We start from the raw sequence: 24,231 nt of genomic DNA, 5'->3' as shown, positions 1-24,231 counted from the left end.
ATGAAAAAATATCTGACTATTGCCTATATGATTCTGACCGGAGTGATTATGCCCTCCTGTAAAAAAGAATTTTTAGATAAGAAGCCCAATAAAGCTTTACTGGTACCCACCACCTTGGAGGATTTCCAGGCGTTACTCGATTATGCGGAAGTGATGAACGCAACGGTTGGCCTAAGCAATGTTGCTGCTGACGACTTGTATCGGACAGATGCTAATCTTTCGAGCCTGGAAGCAACTGAGCGGAACAGCTATTTATGGAACGCTGATATCTTTGAAGGAGCCTCAAGCAAAGATTGGAGTACTCCTTACCAAGCCATTTTCCAGGCCAACGTGGTACTTGATGGTATAAGAAATATAGCGCGTAATCCCGGAAACCAGCAAGATTGGGACAGAATCAAAGGAAGCGCCCTTTTCTTCAGAGGATTTGAATTATATCACCTATCACAGCTTTTTGCGGTGCCGTATGACGTGAATACTGCCTCTTCAGTATTAGGGATACCTATCCGCCTAAGTTCTGATGTCAACATTATAGCTGGACGCGGAACGTTACAGCAAACTTATGACAGAGTGTTACAGGACTTAACAGACGCCGCTACGCTTCTTCCTGATAAAAGTTCAGCTGCCAACCGCCCGAACAAAGCAGCCGCCTATGGCTATCTTTCCAGGGTTTACCTGACGATGGGGGCTTATGATAAAGCGGTCCAATATGCGACGTCTTATCTTGGGATCAGCAATGTCCTGATAGATTATAATACACTGACAGCAAGTACTGCCCGACCTTTGCCCAATGGAAATACAAACGCCAATGCTGAGGTTTTGTTCGTGGTAATGCTTAACGGTTATACCTTCGTTTCATCAACAACGACCTTTGTAAACCCAGCGCTTTATGCCCAATATTCAGACAATGACTTGCGTAAGACCTGTTTTTTTGCCAGTCGTAGTAATGGCAACTATACCTTTAAGGGTAGTTACCTGGCCTCCGCAACTTCTTTTGGCGGGCCGGCAACAGATGAAATGTATCTGACCCGTGCGGAATGTTATGCCAGGCAAGGAAAACTTACGGAAGCGATGCAGGATCTTAATACCGTAATCAGTAAGAGATGGAAGAAGACGGCTGTGTTTCCTGCGTTTACTGCAGCAGACCAAAAGGACGCACTGAACAAGATTTTAACAGAAAGAAGGAAGGAACTGATCAACAGAGGTGTACGTTGGATTGATCTTAGAAGATTAAATAGAGATCCCGTTTATGCAATCTCTCTTCAAAGGTCTTATAATTCAACAAGTTTTATATTGCAGCCTAATAGTAACAGGTACACTTTCCCGATCCCTAATGATGAAATTATGTCGAGCGGCATTGAGCAGAATAATAGATAGAAGAAATTTACTTAAGTATAATGGGATGTATTTGATCAACACATCCCATTACATTTTTTACTCTACGACAAATCCTTGTGTGTAGGAGCCGATAGCTGCGTTTTGATTTTCGGTATCGGTGTGCATACTTGGATCATAGTTATCCGGAAAGGTGGCCCTGCATATACCGGACGATGATTCACAGGAGCCGGAAACGTTTGCGTTCCGCCATTCCAGTTCTTCATCTTCATTCAGTACGCGTGTCCACTGACTGGCAGCAACAGTTGAATTGTTGGCAGGTTTAAATGCAAAGGCAGTCGTGCCTGCTAATAGAAGGGCCATTAAGCCGAAGTTGTTGATTTTTTTTAATAAAGTACGCATGGTAATAGTTGTTATGCTTTGTTATTGATTGCTCTTTAACAAAATGATTCGCCGTTCGACTCCCCGGAGCCTGTGTCTTCACGGCCAATATTTTTTTTATCTTTTTCGCAGGGTAAGCTCTGATCCCTGCTTTCTCGGGTCATTCAATTGCCTGCAACCTCCTTCCTTTTGTGTTAAACCTTCGGTTATGTATACTCCATCCTTTCTCTTGAGCGATGCCCCAAATGGCTATGCCGATAAAAAAAAGGTTAAAGATCAAATGGGCACCGTAACTCATGTGCTTTAAGATGCCTCCGCAACTGCATGGCACACGGCCAAATATTCCGGTCATCGTAATAGTGATATAAATTGAAAAAAGACATAAAAGGACTAGCGAAGCATATAAGGCTATCAACCGTGTAGGTTGATAGACCAATAAAAAGGATAGATTCAATTCTGTCAAAGGAACCACCCAAAGTAGTACGTCAGCTACAGGGACTGGAAATACCTGATTACGCATTTCCTGCCGGGACTGGCTAAAATCGGTTAGCTTGCTGACCGCTGCATAAAAAAACATTGCTGCTATTAGTCCGGCAATAATTTTAAGTAAGCTATCTTTTCTCATCTTGCAGTCGTAAATTCACATATAATTTTTAGTTGCTTCACCCAGTTTCTGATGCCGGTCCGAAATAGATGACCTTATGCCACCGGTTCGCCCGGAAATCTGATATCCAGACCTTTAAAAAGTCAATCAATCTGGATGCTATTCACTGGCAACAGTATTATGTAGTAAAGTTAGCAGCGACAGATGTACGTGTGCATTGCGCTACCTTATGAAATCAAATGAATACCTTATTAAATTAAGCGAAGTTCTCCTTCTTAAACAGTGAGGTAAATCAATAAGGCAAGCCCCTGTTCAATCGGCTGAAAGTTTCCCGCGTGACATTCAAGTAAGAAGCTACAAGGTAATGGGGCACACGCCGGAGCAGAAAGGCTTCATGAATGGCCATGTAGCTATAGCGCTCACGGGCTGCAGGCAAGCGAAGCAATTTTTCGCGGTATTGACTTTGTCGCCTGGCATCTTCCTGAAGTAAAAGGATCAGGTCCTGCGCCTGAGTATATTCAGACATGATCTTTTCGAGTTGGGTAAGAGGGAGTACCAGCAGCGTCGTATTAACAATTGCACTGATATACTCTTCAACCGGTTGCCTTGTAAACAAGTTTTGCGGCAACAGGAAGCCACCTTCGGCGATAAACCAGGTTGATATTTTTTCATGGGGACCATCAATTGCGCCCCTAATCATGCCGCTTTCTACGTAATATAGTGCGTTAGGAATATGGCCGGGGGAAAGCAATATCTCCTGAGCTTCCAATCGATTAACCCGTAATGCCTGATTAATCGCATCTGTCACTTTAAAGGAAGTTGGCCGGAACTGATTGATCCGGTTAATAAATGCTGTCCTGTCTATCATATTAAGCAAATGAACTGCAAATTACCAGAAAGAAAAACCGGTCGTCAAGTGGCACTGAATGGCATTTAAATAGCCACCACGCGTAAAAAACTTAAAAGAACGACATTAAGTATAAAGAAATATTTAAATTTCACCAAATGGTGAAATTTATGATTATATTGCATTTAGATACACATTGTAAAGGAATGTTATAGCCTCTACCCGCAATTTCCGGACGAAGATCCGGTCGTAAGTTTTAGCCAGAAGGGATCAGTCGTATGGTGAATACATTAATTAAAATAAAAGCGGCTACATTTATCGTTGCCGGCTACGGTGATGAGGAACTGACCGCCCGGTTGCCAGAAGAACTAACGGGCATCATAGCGGAAGACATCAGTCAGATGATCCTGCATATTGAAGAGCAACTTTTCAGCTATGCCCAAGAAGGGGACAGAAAAGCTTATCTGGCTGACGTTCAGTTCCATTTAACTGAATTGGCTGATCAGCTCTCCGCACTCAGCCGCGACAGTAAACCGTCTGAAGCGCTTTCCAGCTTATTCCAGGCAATGGCCGAAAAAGCCATTACTTTACTTGACTATCTTTTTAACCATTTTATAAGATATTTCAATCTTAGCGGGAAATTACCTGCAGGGTATAACCGAAGTGCTATTTTACCAGAAACAGAAAAGCTGCAAACATTGATCGGCAAACTGCATACCATGGAAATAGACCCGGATCTTGTTCATGTATTGAGCACCTATGTGCTTGATGAGGGACAAGAGGAACTGTATCCGGTACATACCTGGCAGCAATGGCAGTACCAGCAGGAGACCGTCAATTGGCTGGATCAATTCACCCAAACAAAATCTGATGTAAAAGCTGACTGCAGGATTTTGTTGGAGTTGATTGCCCGGAATTTTAATAGTATCCGTCTGTATTCCTATTTTCTTAGGTATATCGCCCGCATCACGAAGGCTGACATGTCGTTTCAGGATCAGCAGGAGGAACTGCTCTACCTGCTTAAGTTATTAAAACAGGTATTGGTTGATCCCAACCTGGCTTATGAAGCACACGTGCAACCATTAAAGCAAACCTTGATCGATTGCCTGACAACGGAGCTGGAATACGTAGAACAGCGGGAAAAGCTGTTCGTGGAACATTATCGAAGTACGATGAATACACCGTCCAGGTTCTATTTTGATATAGCAGTGACGCTGGCGGAACTGATGTTCTTAATTAAAGTTTGGCTGGAGACTGGTTTCATCAGTACCAGGTTCAAGTCTTATGTGTATGAGTTCATTTCCAATCATATCCATACGAAGCGGACCGACAATGCGTCAAAGAAAAGTATGCGAAATCACATGAGCAATCAATATCTGCCGGACCGGCTGGTACAAAATGTCAGGAACTGGCTAAGCAAAATGATTGCGCACATCGATCTTCATTACAAAACCTGATGCTTCATTGTATATACCGCCTAATGCTTTTCCAACATGTGCAGCAGGCGGCAATCTTCCAGAAGCCGCACGAGTTCATTAAACCACAGATAGTCGAATTGCTCATGCTGCTGTAGTGCACCCCATCCTTTAGCAGTCACCTGGCGAAGTGTCTCAAAACCCATCGCCTGCGTTTTTTTTACAAATCCCGAACTAGCACCGAGTTGGCAAACCGGCATGCTTAAGATTTCCTGTTGTTCTTCTGATATTTTCATCTTTAAAAAAGTAGCGTGGTACATCAGTCTTCTGTTTACAAGAGGTACCGCTAAGAACCTACACACAGGATCAACCAATGCCCACGCATAACGCGGACGATCAGTCTATTTCCCCCCTGTGTGTGTGTTTGAAATTTAGCGGATTTCTTGTAACAAGGTTAATAGCATCGCCATTAAATATTTTATGTCAGTCAATTTTTAATTCATGTCTCAAAAGTAACGATAGCGTCCAAGTATAGCAAGCGGTTTATATTTTCCAATCTTTTTAAAAAAATATGAGTGCAGCGGGTGGCTTTTTAAAATCGTGTTATTCTCTCTGAACGGCGCTGAACTAAGAGGATGGTGGCAAGTGCCGATGCCATGTAAGCCACTTTACACCCCCTTTTTAAAAACCGAAACTTGCTGATAATAAATCAGTAACCAATGAAAACATCACACAGGATACCAGGCTACCCGTTCGAATGGATGGATGAAATTATCGAAGTCACACTTAATCCTCAACTATCCCGTATCGAGGATCTGACACAAGAGCAACTTGTTCAGCTGCAATTGCTCTTTGAGCGGGAGGCAGATCAAATCTGGAAAGAGCTCAAATCATTTACTTTTGCGTTGTGCCCTCCCGAACAAATCAGTTTTATTGTCGGGCAGTATGATACAGCTATATCGCTATTACTGGAACAGGCGGCAGCTAATGTAAAGTCTTCTACTCAAAAAGGTGAACTAAGCCTGCATTTGGCTGCAATAACTGCTTGCCTTGCAACATTGAAATATCGGTTGCATACTCGCTTTGAATCATTACTGCAAGATCGGCTTACAAATTATAAAAAGCTATCGGTTGTACAGCAAGAAGCCTTACCGAAGATTACCTGCACCCTTACAGTTGATCAGATAGGCATTATTCTAAAAGCTGCGGATGATAACCGGCTCATCATTTCTCCCTCTTTAAGTATGGTTTTCAGATTAATAGTGCCTTATTTGTCAACCGCAAATAAGCAGGAACTTTCGTGGGATAGCATGCGTAGTAACTCCTATCATCCTGAAAAGCGGGACAGGGAAGCTGCAATCCAAGCACTCGAAAAACTTATCAAAAGAATTAAGGGTGATTGAAAGCTAAAATAGATCAAATTTTCTTCAACCCCCAGTTGATTAAGGATCTAATCATTCTTTCATAGGCTTAAAAACTATGCTTTAAACAAGGATTAAATCTATTTCTGTTAAACGTGACACTTTAGCTACGGATACAGACATTCGATATCTCAAAGTAAACTTTCATTTGATTTTTTTATTAAATCAAACGGAAACGGCTAATTTTGTATTTTAGAAATTTGATAATTCAAAACTGACCTATTGAAAAAGAAAGTACTGATTGCCGAAGACGATGAAGATATCCGGAACATTGTCGGTTATATATTGGAGGATGAAGGTTATGAAGTGATCGGCTGCGACTGTACACTGAGAAACATTGCCGCAATCCAGGCCGATCTGATCTTGCTGGACGAATGGATCAATTTGAAAGAAGGCCCAATGCTGTGCAAAGAAATCAAGGCAATAGAACAACTTGAACAAGTCCCAGTTATCATTTTTTCAACTTCTTCGGATATTGCAGGGATAGCGGATAACTGTAAAGCTAATGGCTATGTGCATAAACCCTTCGACCTCGATAAACTCATCTCGGAGGTTCGCAAATTTTTGCCGCTGGATAAAACATATGCCAGAGCCTAACCTGGAGCCGGCAAGGTAAACCAGAAAGTGCTGCCTTTCCCGGGGGCACTGTCAACGCCGATCTGTCCGCCATGCTTTTTGATGATCTCTGCGGAAATATACAGGCCCAATCCTAAGCCCGCATATTGTTCGCCACATTCGTTCGCCCGGTAGAACCGTTCAAAAAGATGCGGGATCTTGTCCGCCGCGATGCCGGGACCGCTATCTATAACTGAAACTCTGACTTGTTCCGGTTCCTGCTCTATTCGTATGACAATATCTTTGGATCGTGAGGCATACCTGACCGCATTGTTTACAAAGTTGGCGATCACCCGCTGAATACGTTCGGCGTCCGCCTCGACTTCTAAGTCTTGTATGCCTTCGGTCAGGATATGATGTGTTCCGGCGGCGGCGATGTGGAGGCAGCACTCGTCGATAGCTGTTGAAAGATTGAACCGCGTTTTCCGGAGGTGCAGCTGCTGGCCCTCACTCATCCGACTGGCATTCAGCAGATCATCGACCAATACGGTCACCCGGTCCATGCCTTTACTGGCCTGCTCAAGCAGCGCCGGCATTTTAGGCGTCGGCGCGTCTTTCATCTTTTCCAGTAACTGCAGTGAGCCTTTCAAGGAGGTGAGCGGAGTTTTCAACTCATGGCTGGCAATAGTAATGAAGTCCTCTTTTTCCTTTTCCGCCAGCTTATCACGAGTAATATCATACAGCGTTCCGAGTATCCTTACTTTTCCATCCGGTGTTCGTTCGGCCCGCCCCTGCAGATTGATCCACTTGATCGTTCCTGACGCAGTGCGGATACAGCCTTGGAAATCCAGCTGACGTTCAGGGCTGATCATGTCCAGCATTTCTTTAAGCTTTAGGCGGTCTTCCGGTAGGAACATGGCCAGAAAGTTCTCTTCGTCCCAGCCCTTTTCTGTCACGGGCTCGCCGAACAACTGGTCGAAACCGTCTGAACGGCTAATGGAACGGTCGGTCAGGTCCAACTCCCATACCGCCAAGTTGGAATATTTCAACGCCATACTCAAGCGCTGTTCGCTCTCCTGCAGTTTTTTCCAGTCGGTAAAGTCGTCCAGTATGGTATAAGCATACGGTATATCATCTTCTTTGAAAACGATCGTGGTGACATGCACCCAAGCCAGGCTGCCATCCTTTTTTTTGATGCAGGCGTCCAGCTGGAAATTCGGTTTACCCTGGTGCCACATAGCATCCTGCAGTTCGTGCCAGTGCTGCTTATCTTCCTCACAAGCATAATCCATGATCCGGGTTCCGACCAGCTCATTATCGCTATAGCCGAGTAATTCCGTTAAGGCCCGGTTCACCTTCAGGATCTTCAGGTTGCTGTCAATGATCTTGCTCGCGGCTGTTGTTAGCTGAAAGATCGCATCAAAGCCCGCCTTGCATTCACTAAATTTATTTTCAAAATCCGTTGTTGATACGTTACTTTCCATAGCTCTACCAAAAACAACAGCAAACTGTTTTTATGGTTTTCCGGATTAGAAATTGACTTTTGGGATCTATAGAAATTTTATTTTTTTCTTAGGGCAGCATGAAGAATAATCCTTAATGATCTACTCTGAAAGAATACGGCACATTTCAAATTACTTAAGACAGGAATGTCACAGCACTATAATGCAAATAAATGAACCCAAAAATCTAGGCACCGGAGTGTCACCTCATCCCTTATTTTCTTTTTATATTGTAGCGTAACTTGGCACAATTTCACCTGCCGGTATAAGTTAATAAATGTTATTATAACCTACTGAAAATAAACAGATTAATAGGATACAAATGGATACAACATTCTAGTTGGACTTGTACACCCCAGCGTTTCAAAGTTTTTTTGTAATAGAAATCAGCGCCAACATACCGGCGATGATCTAAAAGAAGCTACAGAAAACTTTAAACGCACATAATCATGTTAAATCACCTTTCCTGGACCAGTTACTTCGAAGCTGTTGCGCTCCTGCTGGTCATTTACTACATCTTCATCGGTATACGCTTTTACAGCGACGATGTCAGAAAATTCTTCGAACAACAAAATCCTAAACCATCCCAGGATGAGCCGGAACAGCCCGGGTTTGAAGAGACGGCACCCCTCCAGGCAGAACCGGAAATTTCTGACCAGTATGTACAGGATAACTATCCTGATGCCGATATCCGGGAAACTGATGACCTGATCGCCGAGGCGAAAAGCCTGATCAATGCCGCCGCCAACAAAGCCTACAGCCCCGAGTCGCTGATTATCCGGCTCAGTGAGCTATTTAGCAAATATACTTCTTTAAAGATCTCACCGTACCGTCCGGCTATCAACGAACTGGTAGTATCGGAGTGTGAAAGAACCGGGGTGGCCGCGCTGACTGAAGATGAAGTAGATGAGTGGTGGAGTGATTAGCCGGCACCTCAGCTCCCCGCCCGGCGTCCGCATACTGCGGTCCCGGGCACCGGGGAAGCCATAACAATAATGCTATGTACTGCTAGTCAGCCGTGACCTTCTAAACTAAAGGATATCGCTAATAGCCTGCCTCTGACCCACTGCGCATCAAGCGGAGGCAGGATTGGAAAACTAATGCCAGAATTTTTAACCAAAAGATAAGTGAAGATGAAAAAGTGGAGTGAAAAATTTAAAAAAAGATTTCTTAGAACAGGCAGCGCGCTAGTCATGCTGCTCATGGTGTCAATGGTTGCCAGAAGCCAGGATGGAAACGCAGGTATTGACGAGGCCAATACACAAGTCCGAAGCTATTTCGAATCGGGCACCAACCTAATGTACGGCATTGGTGCGATCGTCGGCCTGATCGGCGCGGTCAAGGTTTACCAGAAATGGAACGGTGGCGACCAGGATACCAGTAAAGTGGCAGCAGCATGGTTTGGCTCCTGCATCTTCCTGGTGGTGGTCGCTACCATTATTAAATCATTTTTCGGGATATAGCCATGAAAGAGCATTTAATTAACAAGCTGCACCATTTCCTGATGGATAATCACCTGGATCTGCTGATTGCCCTGCAAGAAGAGCATCGGCTTACCCATTACCTCCGGCATAAGGTCGATTCCGTAATGGAAATCTGTGAAGAGCTGCAGGCGGAAAACCGCCCGGAGTATGTGATCGAAGCCCTGTGCATGGAGGAACTGACGAGGGACTTGCGGCCATCACGGTATGAATACATTAGGGCCCTGCTGGAAGAAGAATTCAAAAGCGAGTTCGAGCGCATGGCGGCCAGCGGCATTCTGACTTATGAGATCATCAGCCTGATCGGCGCATGTGAACCCATTTTTGAAGTCTTCGCATTTGGAGAAGAAGGTGAAGATGGGCGCGAACTCCGCTCGGCTATAACCGCGATGATAACCGAATACTTCGAACGATAGAACTGTACTACAAATGTTAAGCCTGGAAGGGTGCCTTAAACTGTTTGCAGGACCGGAGACCCTCAATTTTCAAAATGATGAACAACAGCATTTATCAGATCAACAAAGGAATTAACAAAAGCATCGAATTTCAGGGCTTGCGCGCGCAATACATCTGGTACTTCGGCGGTATGGTTCTCCTGCTGCTGGTTTTGTTCGCAGTCCTGTATATCGCCGGCGCCGGCACGATCATCTGCCTGGCCGTGGTTGGCGGCAGCGGCGTTTTTATCAGCATCAAGATATTCTCGCTGAGTCACCGGTACGGCGAATACGGTCTGATGAAGGCCATTGCGAAAAAACGAGTACCTAAAGTACTGAAGTCCTACAGCCGGAGATCATTTCAGCATCTTTCCAGTACGGAGGGTGGGATATGAAACCGTTCAGGGAGGCACCGATCTATGTGATCGAAGGAACCAGTTTTCTTGTCGATATCGACCGTCAGGTTCTGCGTCAGACGAACGACCTGGATAATGAGATCTCTTTCATTAACCAGATGCAGGACCATGGCAGCTTCTACCGGCTGCTTTATGACCCTGATGCGCGCCATGCGGCCGACCACCTAACTGACCAAAACCGTGTAATGGTCATAGATGTCCCGCAGATGACCGCTTTGGATCCGGAAGGGATGTCGGAAAAATTTGGCATACCGGCAGAACAGCTGGCAGGAAAGGCTGACTTTGATGTGATCGTCAATGCTGAACTGCTGCAGGAAAGGTTATCGGGACAGCTGCCTAAGATTGAGATTGCCAATGAGCTTTTCACCCTCGACCTGCGTTTACGGGAGTTCCGGCTTGTGCAAGACCCTTTTATTAAGATCAGCCTCCGGTCATTTAACCTGTCGCAAAATGGTGATCAATATGAAGCAGCCTACAACCCGTTTCTAAGGCAGGTTGTAGCGATAGACCCAAAGTTAACTGAGTTTCCGGACGGGGTAATTATGATTCGGTTTCCTAATGAAATTGGGCTGGATCCGGTCAGCGTTGCCAGGCAATATGGGATCGATGAAAAGGAATTTCTCCGGCGATATCCTATTCAAAGCGGCTTGAAAGCGGAAATTATTCCACTCAGTGAAACGAATGTCCCGGCAATGATCCGGCGCAACCGCGAACAATTGCAACAAGAACACAATGATATTAAACAGCGCACGAAGGTCAGGCACCGGCCACAGTTTTAAGAACTGAAAAAGATAAGCGAGATGGAAAAGGAATTAAAAAATATATTACCGATACTGGGCATAGAACAGGATTGTATTCTGTCGAAGCAGGGCGACTTCACTATCGTGTTCAAAGTCAGCTTGCCCGAGGTCTTTACTTTGTCGGACGAGGAATACGAAAATCTGCACCAGGCCTGGGTTAAAGCGGTAAAAGTACTGCCAAACGGAACGGTATTACATAAACAGGACTGGTTCACCGCAAGCAACTACAAAGGAAATGCGGCTAATACCGGCAGTTTTCTGCATGCCAGCAGTGAACGGCATTTCGAAGGGCGGCCATTTCTGAATCATGAGTGCTATATCCTGCTAACCAAAAAGCCGGCCGGGCGCAAAGCCAGTAATTCAGTATTCTCCAACCTGATCCGATCCTCACTGGTTCCGGTGGATACATTGAACCCATCGGCACTGCATGATTTCCTGGGCCTGGCAGGCCAGTTTAAAAGATTACTGGAAGACAGCCACCTGGTGCGTTTAGACCAGGTCAAAACCGCTGATCTGGAAAGTCAGCCGCGTAAAGCAGGCCTCATCGAGCGGTATTGTTACCTAACATCACAGCCTGAAGAAATCACTTACAAAGACATCACCTTTGGCGATGATATCCGGATCGGCGATCAGCAGGTAGCCATCTACACACTGGGTGATGCCCTGGATTTGCCATCGCTTTGTGGTTCCAGAGTTACCTATGACCGCTATTCTACAGACAAGACCCGGTTTCCGCTCAGTTTTGCAGCCAGCTTGGGCTTGTTGCTCCCCTGCAGTCATATCTATAACCAGTTCATTGTGATCGGTGATGCCCAGCAAACCCTGAAGCAAATGGAGAAAAAAAGACTCCGTCTGCAATCGCTGTCTGCCTATTCCCGGGAAAACGCGATCTCCCGGGACGCCACGAATGACTTTTTGAACGAGGCGCTCAGCAGGCAGCGCCTGCCGGTCAAGGCGCATTTCAATGTCATGGTCTGGTCTGATAATACGGAAGAACTGAAGGTGATGAAAAACCAGGTGGCTTCTGCGCTGGCCGGAATGGATGCTGCGGCTAAACCTGAGACAGCCGGCGCGCCACAACTCTGGTGGGCAGGGATACCCGGCAATGCGGCGGATCTACCCGCCAACGACACGTTCGATACATTCGCTGAGCAGGCCTGCTGTTTTCTAAATCAGGAAGGTAATTACCGAAGTGCGCCACCGGAGGCGGGCATCCGCTTCAGCGACCGTCTTTCCGGCAAACCGGTATTTGTCGATCTCTTTGACGCCCCGCGGGCAGCAGGTATAGCGTCCAATATGGGGGTGCTGGTATGCGGAACTTCAGGCGGCGGCAAGAGCATGACCGTAAACCATATGCTGCGCTCACTTTTTGATCAGGGTGCTCACTGTGTTACTGTAGATATAGGCGGCAGCTACCTTGGCTTGTGCGAGCTGGTCGGCGGCTACTACTTTACCTACACGGAAGAAAAGCCGATCCGGTTTAACCCTTTCTTTATCAAAGATGGTGAGCTACTCGATACGGAAAAAAAAGAAAGCCTGAAAGCGCTGTTGGTTTCCCTCTGGAAACAGGAGAACGACGGCTTCAACCGGTCGGAGTATGTGGCTTTGTCGAATGCCATCCAGGGATTTTACCAACAAATAGGACAAAACAAAGACATCTTCCCCTGTTTCAATACCTTTTATGAATACCTGGAAACGCATTATGTAGAAATACTGAAAGTGCAGCGCGTCAAGGACCGCGACTTTGATATCGATAACTTCCTGTATGTGCTGCGGCCTTACTATGCGGGCGGGGAATTTGATTACCTGCTGAACGGCCGAGAAAATCTCGATCTGCTGGATCAGCCTTTCATCGTCATAGAACTCGACAATATCAAGGATCACCCGATCCTCTTTCCGGTGGTGACCCTGATTATCATGGAACTCTTCATCAGCAAGATGCGCAAGCTGAAGGGGATCCGTAAAGTACTGACCATTGACGAAGCCTGGAAAGCGATCGCCAAATCCGGCATGGCCGAATTTCTGAAATATGCCTTCAAAACCATCCGGAAATTCAATGGCATCCCGATCGTCATTACCCAGGAACTGGACGACTTGATTAGTTCACCGATCATTAAGGATGCCATCATCAACAACGCAGATATCAAGATCCTCATGGATATGCGCAAATTCCAAGGGAAGATCGAAAAGTTGCAGGATGTGCTGGGCATGTCGGAGAAGGGCAAAACGATTTTACTGTCGGTCAACAAGGACCATCGGGAGATCTTCATCGATATCGGCGGTCAGGTCATGAAAGTGTATAAGAATGAGCTATGCCCGGAAGAATACTATGCCTACACCACGGAGGGTAAGGAACGGGTGAAGGTCATGGAACTGGCAGCCCTTCATGGCAGCATACAAAAGGGCATTGAAGCTATGGTCGAACAGGTCAAACATCAAAAATAGCGATATGGAAAAGCAAAATTTGATCAGCCGGACCTGGCAGCTGTTACGCCTCGTAAAAGGTTATCTTTCACGGCATGCCGTCAGCCTGAAGGCAATGCAGGCGGAATACTTTACCGTTTGCAATGAATATGGGCCAAATGCTGGCCTTATCATCAAGATTTCAATTGCTCCACTAGGGCACTTGTACAAAGTAACGCAGGTGTTCTACAAAGATGGCCAGTATTCCCATGAACAAAGCTGGCTGGCCACTTACGGCTGGCAATGCAACGGGCACCTGATAGCCATTGGCAGTCACCGCCTCCTAATCTTCGATCCGCCTAATCAAGCGCTTTACCTCGAAGAATGGCTGGATACCCCTGATGAAGTGGTCACCTTTTACAAACAAACCAACGAAAGCATATGAAGAAAGCACTATCGACAGCAGGTCTGATTCTGATATTGGGACTGCAACCACAGCGATCCGATGCCCAGATTCCGGGTGTAGGACTGGTTACCGGTATAATCAAGAAAGTCATCATCGCCCTGGACCTGAAGGTTCAGGAATTACAGAATCAAACCCTGAAGGTTCAAAACCTCCAGCAGCAACTGGAAAACAAACTATCCATGGGCAGCCTGAACGATATTTCCGGCTGGCTGAACAAAGAGAAAGAGCTGTATCAGGGCTATTATCAGGAACTCAATACCGTCAAGGGAATTATAGCAGGTTACCGGGAAGTCAAAGCGATCATTCGGCGTCAAAAGCAACTGCTTGACGAATACCGGACGGCTTATGCCCTGTTTCGCAGGGACCGTCATTTCCGGACGGAAGAACTGCAGTACATGGACAATATCTACAGCGGAATTCTGGAAGAAAGCTTGCGCAACCTCGATGATCTGACGCTGGCGGTCTCCTCGTTCCGCACACAAATGACCGATGCGGAACGAATGCAGCGCATTCATCAGGCCTCCGGAACTATGCAGACTAACCTGGATCACCTGCGCCAGTTCAACCAGCAAAACAAAATGCTTAGCCTGGCCAGGTCGGCCAGTGAGCAGGACAGGCAGGGTGTCCGGAACTTATACGGCCTTTAAATCGATTCTTTAAACGAAAGGAGTAGCTATGAAAAATCACACCTTATTATTTCTTTTCATCAGCCTGACGTTTGCGCAGGCCAAAGCACAATTCCTCGGTGGCATTTTCAGCCAGCAGGAGAAGAAAGAAAAGCTCTTAAAAGAGCAGATTGCGCAATTGTATATTCAACATTCCCTGCTCACAAGCGGGTATAATGTCAAGGATAGCGGCTTAACGACGGTTCATGCCCTAAAAGACCAGTCTTTTGAACTCCATGCTGATTACTTCAACTCCTTTGAACAGGTTAATCCGGCAGTAGCGAAGAATCCGAAGGTAAAAGAAATCTATGACCTGCAGAACCGGATGGCAGGTACATTTAAACGGGAATTGGACTGGCAGCACAAAGAACAACAGTTAAGCAGGGAGGAAATGACTTATCTCAGCCGCGTTTATAATCATCTGCTTGCAGAAAGCCAGCGGGACCTTAACGAATTGACCGAACTGCTGACCAAAGACAAGTTACAGCTAACAGACCAGCAGCGCATGGCCATGCTGGACCAACTTTATGCCGGGATGAAAGATAAAAACGCATTTGCCGGCTATTTCACCGGGAAATGCCGAAAGCTAGCCATGAGCCGGAAGCAAGGCAGCCAAGAAAAGTCAGCAATTAAAAAGTTATATGGCATTCATTAATCACTATCCTAATGAAAAAAGCAATTTTATATACGATTGCATTACTGGCATGGACGTCAGTCCCTTCCTCCGGACGGGCACAATCGGTGGCCGACTGTATTAAACAACTCACGCTGGATTATGAAAAGCTAGCTAGTTTGAAAGGCAATCTCAATCAAATGTATCACGGATTTGATGTGCTGAGCCAGGGATATGGTATGGTTAAAGATATTTCGAAAGGTAATTTCAGCTTACACGAAACATTCCTGAACGGCCTGCTGGCTGTGAGTCCTGCGGTGCGGAAATACCCAAGGGCGGCGGATATTATCACCAATCAAGCCAGCCTGCTTAAAGAGTACAAGGCCGCCTCCCGTAAATTTCTTCAAGACCCGCATTTCAGTCCGCAGGTATCCGCTTATATAGTTGAGGTGTATGATCAACTTTCTCAGGCAAGTCTTAAGAATCTCGATGATTTAGCGTTGGTCATGACGGACAGCAAACTGCGGATGAGTGATGCCGAAAGACTGGCGGCAATCGATCAGCTATACTTCGAAAGCCTTAGCCAGCTGAGCTTTTTGCGGCGGTTCAACGATCAGGCTTCAAAATTTACGCTCCAAAAGTCATTTAACACGAACGAGCGGAACGCGCTCAAAAACCTTTACGGTATTAAATAACAGCTATGAAAAATCAAATACTCAAGGCCGCCTTTCTGGCGGTTGTAGCCACGTTTTTGCCTTTATTTTCTCATGCCGAAGGGGTTGCGGATGATCTGCATAGCCTGCATGGTATACTTCGTAAGCTCTATGACGAGATGATGCCGCTATGCAGCGGTATGATCGGGGTGTCCCGGGGTATTGCAGGTTTTGCGGCGTTGTGGTACATCGGTGCCCGGGTTTGGAAACATATTGCTTCAGCCGAACCCATTGACCTCTATCCGCTGCTGCGTCCGTTCGCTATGGGATTCTGCATTGTATTCTTTCCAATGGTGCTTTCCCTGATCAATGGGGTTTTACAACCTGTTGTCAGCGCAACTGAACATATGGTAGACACCTCGAACCATGCAATTGCCAGGGTGCTGGAAGACCATGCCTCGGAGAATGCGGAAAGCCAGGAACCGGTACCTGCAACCGGCGACCCAGACAAATGGTATCAGTACAGTCATCCGGATTCAGACGGTGCAGGCAAAGGTAGTTCCAATCCAATCGCTGATGCTTTCTCCGGCTGGAGCATTAAGAACTGGGCAAGAAAGTTTATCGCAGAAGTGCTGAATGTATTGTTTCAGGCCGCTGCCCTGTGCCTGGATACCATCCGAACGTTCAAATTAATCGTGCTGGCTATACTCGGTCCGCTTTGTTTTGGACTGAGCGTATTTGATGGTTTTCAGCATACGTTGAAACAGTGGCTGGCCCGCTATGTCAACGTCTTTATGTGGCTGCCCATTGCCAATATATTCGGTGCCATCATCGCCCGGATACAGGCGAATATGATCCAGGCAGCAGATTCGGGCAACCTTCCGGGCAACGAGATCGGCAACAGTAATACTGCTTATCTCATTTTTCTGCTGATCGGGATCGTGGGTTACTTTACCGTGCCGAGTATTGCCAATTATGTCATGAACGTTGGCGGGCATGCGCTGTCAGCAAAGACCTCTGCATTAGGTTCAATGGCAATGAACTATGTTTCCGGTGCACTATCGCAGGGCTTTTTCAACAGTAATGCTCAAAACCCGCAAACTCCTCCGGCAACACCGCCATCAGCCGCAGACAACAACACGGTTTCTAAGGACAAGTTAACGGGGAAAGGCACTTAACCTCAATTCAAATAACGGATAGATACCAAATAAAATAAGGAGGCACACCATGTTTCAGAAATTCAAAAACATCGAGACCGCATTCCAGCATGTGCGGGGATTTACGATCATTATTACCATAGGCTGCTTTTTAGCGATCGGCTATATCGAATACCAGAATAAGTCATTGGTTAAAACTATTCAAAGCCGCTTATATGTACTCTACAACGGCAAAGTGCTGGAGGCCATCGCAACAGACCGGCAGGATAACCTTGCGGTAGAGGCGCGTGACCATATTAGGACCTTTCACGAACTATTTTTTACGCTTGCGCCGGACGAAAAGGTTATACAGACTAATCTTGCCAAGGCCCTCTACCTGGCTGACGCTTCTGCCAAAGATGAATATGACAACCTTCGGGAGAATGGGTATTTCGCCAATATGATCGCTGGTAACGTCAGCCAGGAACTGAAGATTGATAGTGTTGCCGTTGACCTGCGCAGCTACCCCTACCATTTCCGGTGCTATGGGGTACAAAATATTGTCCGGACGAGCAGCACGGTAAGCCGCAGCCTGATCACAGAAGGAGAATTAAGAAGCATTTCGAGGAGTGACAACAACCCTCATGGCTTTCTGATCCAGCGATGGCATACCATCGAGAACAAGGACCTGAAAGTGGACAATCATTAATAGAATTCCAATAAGCAACAAACAAATCATGATATGAAATCAACAACAATCTCTGAAAAAGAAATGCGCCGGCGAAAGCTTTTGCTGGTGCTGCCCATCGCCATGCTGCCCTTTATTACCTTATTGTTCTGGGTAGGGGGCGGCGGGAAGGCTGAAGCTGTGCAGGCCGGAATATCAAAGCCCCAGGGCCTGAACACCAAAGTACCTGATGCGAAATTAAAGGAAGATTCTGCACTAAATAAGATGGGCTATTATGACCGCGCTGCATCCGATTCGGCTAAACTCCGGCAGCTGATGAAAGCTGATCCTTATTACAAAGAGCATTTAGCAACTGACTCGATGGCAGTTAATTCAGCCGTTCCGGACATTGGCGGACAGGGGCTGATAAACGAGCGATCTACTACGGTCACAAGTCAGGGCACACAGGCAGTCGAAACAGCGCTAAACCGTAAACTGGCCAGGCTGCAGGCAACGATCGACCAGCCAACTACCCGGCCGGAACCAGTCACCACTGCCTATCCTAAAGCCTCGCCTGCGGAACAGATCTATGCCGGCTATGCAACAAACCGGGAAGATCCCGAACTCAAACAGATGAATAGCCTGCTGGAACGGATCCTGGATATTCAGCACCCGGAACGCGTTATGCAAAAAGCTGACTCTAACGCAGCATCGATTGAAAATTTCCGGTTCAAAGCAATTCCGGCAGTGGTTGACGGCAAGCAAAAAATAACAGAAGGAACCGTTGTTCGACTGAAATTGCTGGATACCGTCACCATTAACGGGCAGCTGATCCCAAAAGGACAGTTGCTTTACGGGACTGGGCGTCTGTACAACCAACGACTGGCATTGACCATCAAGTTGATCCGGATCGGTAATATGATCTTACCGGCTGACCTTACCGTATTTGACATGACGGATGGCCTCGAAGGCATTTCGGTGCCTGAAGCAATTACGGACGATGCGGTGAGGAGCGGCGCTGCTAACGGCGTTCAAAGCATGGAGTTCATGAGCCTTGATCCATCATTCAGCGCACAACTGGCCGGTGCAGGGGTCAACGCGGCAAAGGGTCTTTTTAATAAGAAAGTTAAGCGCATCAAAGCCAAACTGAGTGACGGGCATCTGCTCCTGCTGAGGGACAATACAAAATCAAAGGCACTCCGGCAATAACTTGCCGGCCTTGACACAGCTAAAGGAAAATTAAATATCCACTTAAAATCGATCAACATGGAAATCAACATGAAAAATTATGATTACCTGAAAAACCAGGTAAAGTACACCGGCTTTGGTGAAGGTTTCGACGACGAACTAAAATCCAAAATGGCACAGCAACCTAAAGAGTTTACGTTGTCACATTCCACTAAATTCGGGAATGATGAAGTGAATTCCACACTGAATTTTGAGAAATCCAAGACCGGCGAGTTGTATTTCTTCAACAGCTATGAAATGGCTATGAAACAGGCCCAATCGGAAGAAACCCTGAAGCAGACCTTTTTTATTGGCAAAGAGAATAACATCACATTGAAAGAACGGTATAATCTGCTGAATGGCCGGGCGGTGTTTAAAGAATTTAACAAACTGGAAAAAGTAGGTGAAGGAGAGCACGCCCGGTTTAAGCCAACGGACGAGACTTACAAATCCTGGGCGGTGGTCAACTTTAAGGAAAGTGACGCACAGGGAAATTTCCTGACCCGTAAAGTGTTTTGGGACCACGAAAAAACGCTGGAAAAATTCCCGGTGAAAGAACTGGAAGATGCTTATGATAAGGCCAGGCTTACCGCCTCGCTTGAAAAAGGCAATGTGCAAAAAGCGACAGTCGTTCAGGATGGTCAGGAGGTTAAAGTGTCCATTGCGGCTAATCCGCTCAACAAGACCTTTGATTTTTATGATGCGAACATGGTCCGTATGGAGGTAAAGCCGGTGCAAAGCCAGAAACAGGCACTGGGTGAAAATGTGGCACAGGCAGAGACCGGCACGCTCCGGCAGGACAACAAAAAAGCTGAAAAGCAAACAACTGCCGAAGATACCAAACCTAGTAAAGCTGAAAAGGCTAAGCAGCGGGTTCGGGTATCCTGAAATGACCAGTCTTGTCAAGCATGGAAAGGATTAAGCCGTTATCGGATTTTTTCGCAGCCATTGAAAACGATGCGCGCATAAGTATCACCCATATTGGTATTTATGCCGCATTACTCCACTATTGGCAACTGTATGGGTGCCAGAATCCGCTTTGCGCTTACAGTTACGAGATTATGCGAATTGCTAAAATTTCAGCGCCAGCGACTTATCATAAAACTGTTAAAGAACTGAATGACTACGGATATATTCAGTACGAACCTTCCTTCAAGCGGAATCAGTCTAGTAAAGTACACCTGCTTTTGGTACAAAACCGTAGCTTTAAGGATTAAAATCGTCGAGTACTTAAAGCAGCAGGGGCCGGAATAACTATATTCTTTCCCAGTATATGCATTGATTTCAAAGTTGACTTATGCTTCCTTTATTACCGTGTAACTTTGAAAGTTGTAATTTTTGCTACTGGAGTTTCAATTTTTCTGCAAGTTCTTTGATACGGTAAAGCCAATAACCTGCTTCTGCATATACCGCCAGTTGAAAACGAGATGCCTGACGCCACCCGATCAGGCGGTGTAACTCTTGCAGGTTTTCGTTAACACATTGAATATAACACTGCGGATTGGCATCAAAACCCTTTACAGTTAATTCGTTATAGAGTGCCTGGAGCAAACGGGCATATTCAGTCATGTAAACTAATTTAATTCAAAAGGGCAAGTATCATTCCAATGTTTTGAAAGGCTTAAACTGGTTGGCTGGAACGAATTCTGTAGAGTTAATTACTCAACCGCTGATTTAATAGTACAATGAATTTGATCGTTAAAGTCAGCAAATCCTGTTAGTATAATACCAGCTGGCTAGACGCTCAGGTAATAGAACTTTTAACTATATTTATCCGTAGATCATCCCAAATTAATTATGCCCTTAAGAGAACTCGAACGGCTGGCAGCAGTGAACCGCTTTTTGAAACTGGAGATCAGCAAAGATAAAGAACTGCAGGAAATTGTGGAGCTGGCCGCCAGGATCTGCGGCACGCCTACGGCATTGATCACGCTGATCGATGCGGACTCGCAATTTATTAAATTCAAAGTGGGCTTCAGGCCGGATACGACTTCACGGGAAGATGCTTTTTGTACCCATGTGATCGAACAATACCAGGTGATGATGGTGCCGGACGCGCATCTTGATGAGCGCTTTGCGGGTAATCCGCTAGTAACCGGTGATCCGAATATTCGTTTTTATGCCGGCTCGCCGCTGACCACACAGGACGGGTTGAACCTGGGCAGCCTGTGCGTGATCGACCAGCAGCCTAAGGAACTGAACGATCTCCAGCAACAAATGCTGGCCGCTTTGTCCAAACAGGTGATCCAATTGCTGGAATTTGACAGCAGCATCAAGATCCTGAAGGACCAGTTCATCGCCGCCAAACGTTCGGAGATCGAGCTACGTTCCTTTTTTGAAAGTTCGATCGACTGCCATTTGTTGTTGGGAAAAGATTTCGAAGTACTGGCCTTTAACAAAGCGATAGAAAGAATCGTTGCTGCCGCTTATAACAGAACCTTGGTTAGGGGTAACGAGATGACCGAATACCTCAATCCGAAATTCAAAGATGATTTTTATAAGAATTACCAGAAGGCGTTGAAAGGCACCGCTGCGTTCGAGGAAAGGAAAATCAATTATGGCGACCGGCAGATCTGGTGGCTGATCAAATATGAGCCGGCCTTTAATCCTGATGGAGAGGTTATTGGGGTTTCCGTAAATTCGACAGATGTAACGGCAAGAGTAGAACATGAACAAACTGTTACTGCTCAAAACGAATCGCTTCGCGAGATCGCTTTCATCCAGTCGCATGAATTGCGCAGGCCGGTAGCTTCCATTATGGGCTTAATGAATCTTATGAAAAGCGATGAGCGGGTATCCGGTATAGAGGAACTGGAGTTGATGGAAAAAGCGGTGCTGGAGCTGGATGAAAAAATCCACATGGTGGTGGGCTATACGGCGAATGATCACTCCAATGCAGACAGTGGTCTGCATCCGGAACTTTAAACCTTGACTCTCCGGCAACAGCTCCAGATTGGTCAGGACTGCTTTAATTTCGCTTCCATGCTTTGTGTAGTATGCGGCACCGCCCGCAGCCGCTCCTTGGGGATCAGCTTGCCGCTCGTACGACAGATCCCATACGTTTTATTCTCGATCCGGACCAGCGCAGCTTCCAGCTGCTCGACGAACTTTTTCTGCCGGCCTGCGAGCTGGTTGATCTGCTCTTTTTCATAAGCGGCCGAGCCATCCTCCAGCGCCTTGCCGGCAATCACCTCTTCGTCGCCGTTGGCATTGGATAAACTTAAGCTGCCTACCAGGTCCAATAGTTCTTCCCGGGCTATGCGGATCTTGTCCAGGATCAGTTCCCGGAACTCCTTTAATTCACTGTCACTGTATCTTGTCTTAGTGCGCTCTTCCTGCATCATCGTTTACATTCATTAAAAACAACAAAATTACGATAATTCTTTTGTAATAGCGTGCATCAAAATAGTGTTGTAATTTCGCAAGCGTTCGGTCTGCTGTGCATAAGAAAACTTCTTTTACGCGGTTTCATTACCACTAGACGAATCAGAAGAAAGAAATATTTTAAGATCATGAGTGGGACCTGTCCCAAATGTGAACGCGAATTACCCTGGGCGGAATACCGGCATTATTGCGTGCGGGTCAGCCTGGACAGTTTGTTCAAGGGAAGCTCCGCAGAACTGGTGCTGGTATTTGATAAGATCCTGGCAAAAGTGGCTGACTGGCCCAGGGTGCTGGTCGGCGTTACGCCGAATTGTATTGTCTTTACGCAGCGTGTACGGTTCCTATCATCCGTCTTGCAGCTAGCGTTATGCCGAGTTATTCGGGTTCCCGTCTACAACGGGACTTACACAAGGATCTGGTGTGCCGATCTTTCCCGTGTAATGAACTGCCGGTTATAAAATCTTTCCGCATAGTTCAGCAGAGTTTCCAGCTGGGAGATAATGATCTCCTTGCTGAAATTGTCAATATTGCCGTCATACTCTTCCCTGATGTTCTGAATGATCGTATTGATCTTCTTTTCCTCTTTCTCCGACAGAAAAAGTGCTTCGTTAATGGAATAACCAAAATATTTGTATTTTTTCATCGATACCGCAAGGCTGGTGTTCCAAAAAAAATCCGGGTGAACAAATAAGATCCACCCTGACCGGTCTGCTGAAATTTGTTCTTCAGTCAATCTCAAAACCTGGTTTGGCGCGGTAAAGAACATCACGCCTTCGTCAAAGTCGTATTCCTCGTGCCCGTAGAACAACTTACCAACGGCATCTCTTTTAATAGCGATCGAATAAAAATCAAATACAGCGCTTACATTGGCGTTATCTGCGGGCAAAAATTTGATATCCGCGTAATCAACGAGCGTGATCAGCGGATGAGCAGGTTTCGGCAAGCCCCTCCACTTCAGAAATTCACTGATCGTCTTTATACGTACAGGCGTCATGTTAGCTGTTGTTTTTAAGCTTGGCTTTCTTTTTTAATTTCCCCTTTTCAATGGTACGGTCAAAAAAGTCCAAAAAGAAATCCGGTGCGATCCGGCTGATCAGTTTCAATATTTTTTGACATACCGGGTTTTATCTCAAAGTTATCCTTTAAAATTCCTTTAATGGCCTCACTCACTAATTTTTCCACTTTCATGACCGGCCCGGAGCCATCCGGATCAAGGTCCGAAAATTCATTCAATAAGGGTGTTTCGGTCTGAGGCGGTGCCAGCTCAAACACTTTTATGCTTGTATTTTTAAGCTGCAGCCTCAGAACACGGGTATAGGCATGTAGCCCGGCTTTCGCCGCGCTGTAAATTGGTGATGGCGGAAAGGGAATAAAGGCCAGGCCGGAGGAAACGTTTACGATGGCAGCAGATGTCTGCGCCCTCAGGTGCGGCAGAAATCGATGGAACATATGTATTGCGCCCGAAAGGTTCGTTCCTATTTCCCGGGTGATATTCTCCATGTCACGTGAGGTATCCTGGAGATCGATACTGCGCATGATCCCAGCGTTGTTGATCAGGATGTTCAGTGCAGGGAATTGCTGAACGACCTGCTCATGAAGATGCTCAATTTCATGGCTTGCTGCCACATCACTTTTTATAATATGGACCTGCGGATATTTTTTTTTAACCTCTTCTAATTTATTCAGGTCGCGGCCTGTGATGATAATGGTCGCATCTTTCAGCAGTAATTGTTTGACGAATTCTAAACCGATCCCGCTTGTGCCGCCAGTTATGAGTATGGTGCTTTTATGTAATTTCATTTTGTTGTTTTATCAAGCAAAAATGCGGT

At 46.1% G+C, this 24,231-nt stretch carries 29 protein-coding genes; 20 read left to right on the top strand and 9 right to left on the bottom strand.

Annotated elements, in window-relative coordinates; translation table 11 throughout:
* Positions 1-1,374: a RagB/SusD family nutrient uptake outer membrane protein gene (locus ACFQZX_RS17745; protein WP_377117909.1), complete on the top strand. Its 1,374-nt coding sequence runs from the start codon at positions 1-3 to the stop codon at positions 1,372-1,374.
* Between the two features lie 57 nt (positions 1,375-1,431).
* Here the strand turns inward: ACFQZX_RS17745 and ACFQZX_RS17740 are convergent, their stop codons facing one another.
* From ACFQZX_RS17740 to ACFQZX_RS17730, 3 genes are all read right to left on the bottom strand, one after another.
* Positions 1,432-1,734 carry a hypothetical protein gene (locus ACFQZX_RS17740; protein ID WP_377117907.1) on the bottom strand — a complete coding sequence of 101 codons (303 nt, stop codon included), beginning with the start codon at positions 1,732-1,734 and terminating at the stop codon, positions 1,432-1,434.
* 139 nt (positions 1,735-1,873) lie between these two features.
* Entirely contained in the window at positions 1,874-2,338 is a 465-nt protein-coding gene (locus tag ACFQZX_RS17735) for a MauE/DoxX family redox-associated membrane protein (RefSeq protein WP_377117905.1), read from the bottom strand.
* A gap of 271 nt (positions 2,339-2,609) precedes the next feature.
* Complete coding sequence (locus ACFQZX_RS17730) at positions 2,610-3,185, bottom strand: Crp/Fnr family transcriptional regulator (protein ID WP_377117903.1); 576 nt, start codon at positions 3,183-3,185, stop codon at positions 2,610-2,612.
* A 257-nt stretch (positions 3,186-3,442) separates the two neighbouring features.
* Here ACFQZX_RS17730 and ACFQZX_RS17725 point away from each other — a divergent pair, with 257 nt between their 5' ends.
* On the top strand, positions 3,443-4,621 hold the full coding sequence (locus ACFQZX_RS17725; RefSeq protein ID WP_377117901.1) for a hypothetical protein: 1,179 nt from the start codon (positions 3,443-3,445) through the stop codon (positions 4,619-4,621).
* A 20-nt stretch (positions 4,622-4,641) separates the two neighbouring features.
* Here ACFQZX_RS17725 and ACFQZX_RS17720 read toward each other — a convergent pair whose 3' ends face one another.
* Complete coding sequence (locus tag ACFQZX_RS17720; RefSeq protein ID WP_377117899.1) at positions 4,642-4,899, bottom strand: hypothetical protein; 258 nt, start codon at positions 4,897-4,899, stop codon at positions 4,642-4,644.
* 399 nt (positions 4,900-5,298) lie between these two features.
* Here ACFQZX_RS17720 and ACFQZX_RS17715 point away from each other — a divergent pair, with 399 nt between their 5' ends.
* Both ACFQZX_RS17715 and ACFQZX_RS17710 read left to right on the top strand, forming a co-directional pair.
* The gene (locus tag ACFQZX_RS17715) at positions 5,299-5,982 is read left to right on the top strand and encodes a hypothetical protein (protein ID WP_377117897.1); all 684 of its coding nucleotides are present in this window, start codon (positions 5,299-5,301) and stop codon (positions 5,980-5,982) included.
* 240 nt (positions 5,983-6,222) lie between these two features.
* The gene (locus ACFQZX_RS17710; protein ID WP_377117895.1) at positions 6,223-6,597 is read left to right on the top strand and encodes a response regulator; all 375 of its coding nucleotides are present in this window, start codon (positions 6,223-6,225) and stop codon (positions 6,595-6,597) included.
* On the opposite strand, the gene ACFQZX_RS17705 is transcribed toward ACFQZX_RS17710, so the two are convergent.
* Complete coding sequence (locus tag ACFQZX_RS17705; RefSeq protein ID WP_377117893.1) at positions 6,594-8,039, bottom strand: PAS domain-containing sensor histidine kinase; 1,446 nt, start codon at positions 8,037-8,039, stop codon at positions 6,594-6,596. The two genes, ACFQZX_RS17710 and ACFQZX_RS17705, sit on opposite strands and share 4 nt — an antisense overlap.
* Before the next feature lie 467 nt (positions 8,040-8,506).
* Between ACFQZX_RS17705 and ACFQZX_RS17700 the strand changes: the two genes are divergently transcribed.
* The 15 genes from ACFQZX_RS17700 to ACFQZX_RS17630 all read left to right on the top strand — a co-directional run bounded on the left by ACFQZX_RS17700 (position 8,507) and on the right by ACFQZX_RS17630 (position 20,235).
* On the top strand, positions 8,507-8,983 hold the full coding sequence (locus ACFQZX_RS17700; protein WP_377117891.1) for a hypothetical protein: 477 nt from the start codon (positions 8,507-8,509) through the stop codon (positions 8,981-8,983).
* A gap of 267 nt (positions 8,984-9,250) precedes the next feature.
* Entirely contained in the window at positions 9,251-9,520 is a 270-nt protein-coding gene (locus ACFQZX_RS17695; protein ID WP_377117889.1) for a DUF4134 domain-containing protein, read from the top strand.
* 2 nt (positions 9,521-9,522) lie between these two features.
* Positions 9,523-9,954 (top strand): DUF1896 family protein, encoded by a 432-nt coding sequence (locus tag ACFQZX_RS17690; protein ID WP_377117887.1) that lies wholly within the window; start codon positions 9,523-9,525, stop codon positions 9,952-9,954.
* Positions 9,955-10,028: 74 nt separating this feature from the next.
* Positions 10,029-10,367 (top strand): DUF4133 domain-containing protein, encoded by a 339-nt coding sequence (locus ACFQZX_RS17685; RefSeq protein ID WP_377117885.1) that lies wholly within the window; start codon positions 10,029-10,031, stop codon positions 10,365-10,367.
* Positions 10,364-11,167, top strand: a complete 804-nt coding sequence (locus tag ACFQZX_RS17680; protein WP_377117883.1) for a hypothetical protein — start codon at positions 10,364-10,366, stop codon at positions 11,165-11,167. Before ACFQZX_RS17685 ends, ACFQZX_RS17680 begins: the two co-directional genes overlap by 4 nt.
* Positions 11,168-11,188: 21 nt before the next feature.
* A complete protein-coding gene (locus ACFQZX_RS17675) occupies positions 11,189-13,633 on the top strand; it encodes a TraG family conjugative transposon ATPase (RefSeq protein WP_377117881.1) in 2,445 nt (814 codons plus the stop codon).
* Between the two features lie 4 nt (positions 13,634-13,637).
* Positions 13,638-14,036: a hypothetical protein gene (locus tag ACFQZX_RS17670; RefSeq protein WP_377117879.1), complete on the top strand. Its 399-nt coding sequence runs from the start codon at positions 13,638-13,640 to the stop codon at positions 14,034-14,036.
* Positions 14,033-14,704: a conjugal transfer protein TraI gene (locus ACFQZX_RS17665; protein ID WP_377117877.1), complete on the top strand. Its 672-nt coding sequence runs from the start codon at positions 14,033-14,035 to the stop codon at positions 14,702-14,704. Before ACFQZX_RS17670 ends, ACFQZX_RS17665 begins: the two co-directional genes overlap by 4 nt.
* A 28-nt stretch (positions 14,705-14,732) precedes the next feature.
* Entirely contained in the window at positions 14,733-15,377 is a 645-nt protein-coding gene (locus ACFQZX_RS17660; RefSeq protein WP_377117875.1) for a hypothetical protein, read from the top strand.
* An 11-nt stretch (positions 15,378-15,388) separates the two neighbouring features.
* Positions 15,389-16,030, top strand: coding sequence for a TerB family tellurite resistance protein (locus tag ACFQZX_RS17655; RefSeq protein ID WP_377117873.1), 642 nt, complete (start codon positions 15,389-15,391; stop codon positions 16,028-16,030).
* A 5-nt stretch (positions 16,031-16,035) separates the two neighbouring features.
* Positions 16,036-17,166: a conjugative transposon protein TraJ gene (gene traJ / locus ACFQZX_RS17650; protein WP_377117871.1), complete on the top strand. Its 1,131-nt coding sequence runs from the start codon at positions 16,036-16,038 to the stop codon at positions 17,164-17,166.
* A gap of 49 nt (positions 17,167-17,215) precedes the next feature.
* A complete protein-coding gene (gene traK / locus ACFQZX_RS17645) occupies positions 17,216-17,833 on the top strand; it encodes a conjugative transposon protein TraK (RefSeq protein ID WP_377117869.1) in 618 nt (205 codons plus the stop codon).
* Between the two features lie 33 nt (positions 17,834-17,866).
* Entirely contained in the window at positions 17,867-19,000 is a 1,134-nt protein-coding gene (locus tag ACFQZX_RS17640; protein WP_377117867.1) for a conjugative transposon protein TraM, read from the top strand.
* A 57-nt stretch (positions 19,001-19,057) separates the two neighbouring features.
* Positions 19,058-19,906, top strand: a complete 849-nt coding sequence (locus ACFQZX_RS17635; protein ID WP_377117865.1) for a hypothetical protein — start codon at positions 19,058-19,060, stop codon at positions 19,904-19,906.
* A gap of 20 nt (positions 19,907-19,926) precedes the next feature.
* Entirely contained in the window at positions 19,927-20,235 is a 309-nt protein-coding gene (locus tag ACFQZX_RS17630; protein WP_377117863.1) for a hypothetical protein, read from the top strand.
* Positions 20,236-20,359: 124 nt separating this feature from the next.
* Here ACFQZX_RS17630 and ACFQZX_RS17625 read toward each other — a convergent pair whose 3' ends face one another.
* Positions 20,360-20,587 (bottom strand): hypothetical protein, encoded by a 228-nt coding sequence (locus tag ACFQZX_RS17625; RefSeq protein WP_377117861.1) that lies wholly within the window; start codon positions 20,585-20,587, stop codon positions 20,360-20,362.
* A gap of 228 nt (positions 20,588-20,815) precedes the next feature.
* Here ACFQZX_RS17625 and ACFQZX_RS17620 point away from each other — a divergent pair, with 228 nt between their 5' ends.
* On the top strand, positions 20,816-21,943 hold the full coding sequence (locus ACFQZX_RS17620) for a GAF domain-containing protein (RefSeq protein WP_377117859.1): 1,128 nt from the start codon (positions 20,816-20,818) through the stop codon (positions 21,941-21,943).
* 32 nt (positions 21,944-21,975) lie between these two features.
* Here ACFQZX_RS17620 and ACFQZX_RS17615 read toward each other — a convergent pair whose 3' ends face one another.
* The 3 genes from ACFQZX_RS17615 to ACFQZX_RS17605 form a co-directional block, all read right to left on the bottom strand.
* Positions 21,976-22,359, bottom strand: coding sequence for a TraR/DksA family transcriptional regulator (locus tag ACFQZX_RS17615; RefSeq protein ID WP_377118617.1), 384 nt, complete (start codon positions 22,357-22,359; stop codon positions 21,976-21,978).
* Between the two features lie 446 nt (positions 22,360-22,805).
* Positions 22,806-23,396, bottom strand: a complete 591-nt coding sequence (locus tag ACFQZX_RS17610; RefSeq protein ID WP_377117857.1) for a hypothetical protein — start codon at positions 23,394-23,396, stop codon at positions 22,806-22,808.
* 59 nt (positions 23,397-23,455) lie between these two features.
* Complete coding sequence (locus tag ACFQZX_RS17605) at positions 23,456-24,202, bottom strand: SDR family oxidoreductase (protein ID WP_377117855.1); 747 nt, start codon at positions 24,200-24,202, stop codon at positions 23,456-23,458.
* Positions 24,203-24,231: the final 29 nt, after the last annotated feature.

Origin of the sequence: Mucilaginibacter litoreus, from assembly GCF_042676805.1 — a bacterium.
Taxonomy (GTDB): domain Bacteria; phylum Bacteroidota; class Bacteroidia; order Sphingobacteriales; family Sphingobacteriaceae; genus Mucilaginibacter; species Mucilaginibacter litoreus.
This window is presented reverse-complemented; position numbering and strand designations above follow the sequence as displayed.

What these genes read in the sequence shown, in the direction of transcription:
- ACFQZX_RS17745 (WP_377117909.1), top strand. Translation starts at nt 1, where the DNA reads ATGAAAAAATATCTGACTATTGCCTATATGATTCTGACCGGAGTGATT.
- ACFQZX_RS17740 (WP_377117907.1), bottom strand. Translation starts at nt 1,734, where the DNA reads ATGCGTACTTTATTAAAAAAAATCAACAACTTCGGCTTAATGGCCCTT.
- ACFQZX_RS17735 (WP_377117905.1), bottom strand. Translation starts at nt 2,338, where the DNA reads ATGAGAAAAGATAGCTTACTTAAAATTATTGCCGGACTAATAGCAGCA.
- ACFQZX_RS17730 (WP_377117903.1), bottom strand. Translation starts at nt 3,185, where the DNA reads ATGATAGACAGGACAGCATTTATTAACCGGATCAATCAGTTCCGGCCA.
- ACFQZX_RS17725 (WP_377117901.1), top strand. Translation starts at nt 3,443, where the DNA reads ATGGTGAATACATTAATTAAAATAAAAGCGGCTACATTTATCGTTGCC.
- ACFQZX_RS17720 (WP_377117899.1), bottom strand. Translation starts at nt 4,899, where the DNA reads ATGTACCACGCTACTTTTTTAAAGATGAAAATATCAGAAGAACAACAG.
- ACFQZX_RS17715 (WP_377117897.1), top strand. Translation starts at nt 5,299, where the DNA reads ATGAAAACATCACACAGGATACCAGGCTACCCGTTCGAATGGATGGAT.
- ACFQZX_RS17705 (WP_377117893.1), bottom strand. Translation starts at nt 8,039, where the DNA reads ATGGAAAGTAACGTATCAACAACGGATTTTGAAAATAAATTTAGTGAA.
- ACFQZX_RS17700 (WP_377117891.1), top strand. Translation starts at nt 8,507, where the DNA reads ATGTTAAATCACCTTTCCTGGACCAGTTACTTCGAAGCTGTTGCGCTC.
- ACFQZX_RS17695 (WP_377117889.1), top strand. Translation starts at nt 9,251, where the DNA reads ATGCTGCTCATGGTGTCAATGGTTGCCAGAAGCCAGGATGGAAACGCA.
- ACFQZX_RS17690 (WP_377117887.1), top strand. Translation starts at nt 9,523, where the DNA reads ATGAAAGAGCATTTAATTAACAAGCTGCACCATTTCCTGATGGATAAT.
- ACFQZX_RS17685 (WP_377117885.1), top strand. Translation starts at nt 10,029, where the DNA reads ATGATGAACAACAGCATTTATCAGATCAACAAAGGAATTAACAAAAGC.
- ACFQZX_RS17680 (WP_377117883.1), top strand. Translation starts at nt 10,364, where the DNA reads ATGAAACCGTTCAGGGAGGCACCGATCTATGTGATCGAAGGAACCAGT.
- ACFQZX_RS17675 (WP_377117881.1), top strand. Translation starts at nt 11,189, where the DNA reads ATGGAAAAGGAATTAAAAAATATATTACCGATACTGGGCATAGAACAG.
- ACFQZX_RS17670 (WP_377117879.1), top strand. Translation starts at nt 13,638, where the DNA reads ATGGAAAAGCAAAATTTGATCAGCCGGACCTGGCAGCTGTTACGCCTC.
- ACFQZX_RS17665 (WP_377117877.1), top strand. Translation starts at nt 14,033, where the DNA reads ATGAAGAAAGCACTATCGACAGCAGGTCTGATTCTGATATTGGGACTG.
- ACFQZX_RS17660 (WP_377117875.1), top strand. Translation starts at nt 14,733, where the DNA reads ATGAAAAATCACACCTTATTATTTCTTTTCATCAGCCTGACGTTTGCG.
- ACFQZX_RS17655 (WP_377117873.1), top strand. Translation starts at nt 15,389, where the DNA reads ATGAAAAAAGCAATTTTATATACGATTGCATTACTGGCATGGACGTCA.
- traJ (WP_377117871.1), top strand. Translation starts at nt 16,036, where the DNA reads ATGAAAAATCAAATACTCAAGGCCGCCTTTCTGGCGGTTGTAGCCACG.
- traK (WP_377117869.1), top strand. Translation starts at nt 17,216, where the DNA reads ATGTTTCAGAAATTCAAAAACATCGAGACCGCATTCCAGCATGTGCGG.
- ACFQZX_RS17640 (WP_377117867.1), top strand. Translation starts at nt 17,867, where the DNA reads ATGAAATCAACAACAATCTCTGAAAAAGAAATGCGCCGGCGAAAGCTT.
- ACFQZX_RS17635 (WP_377117865.1), top strand. Translation starts at nt 19,058, where the DNA reads ATGGAAATCAACATGAAAAATTATGATTACCTGAAAAACCAGGTAAAG.
- ACFQZX_RS17630 (WP_377117863.1), top strand. Translation starts at nt 19,927, where the DNA reads ATGGAAAGGATTAAGCCGTTATCGGATTTTTTCGCAGCCATTGAAAAC.
- ACFQZX_RS17625 (WP_377117861.1), bottom strand. Translation starts at nt 20,587, where the DNA reads ATGACTGAATATGCCCGTTTGCTCCAGGCACTCTATAACGAATTAACT.
- ACFQZX_RS17620 (WP_377117859.1), top strand. Translation starts at nt 20,816, where the DNA reads ATGCCCTTAAGAGAACTCGAACGGCTGGCAGCAGTGAACCGCTTTTTG.
- ACFQZX_RS17615 (WP_377118617.1), bottom strand. Translation starts at nt 22,359, where the DNA reads ATGCAGGAAGAGCGCACTAAGACAAGATACAGTGACAGTGAATTAAAG.
- ACFQZX_RS17610 (WP_377117857.1), bottom strand. Translation starts at nt 23,396, where the DNA reads ATGACGCCTGTACGTATAAAGACGATCAGTGAATTTCTGAAGTGGAGG.
- ACFQZX_RS17605 (WP_377117855.1), bottom strand. Translation starts at nt 24,202, where the DNA reads ATGAAATTACATAAAAGCACCATACTCATAACTGGCGGCACAAGCGGG.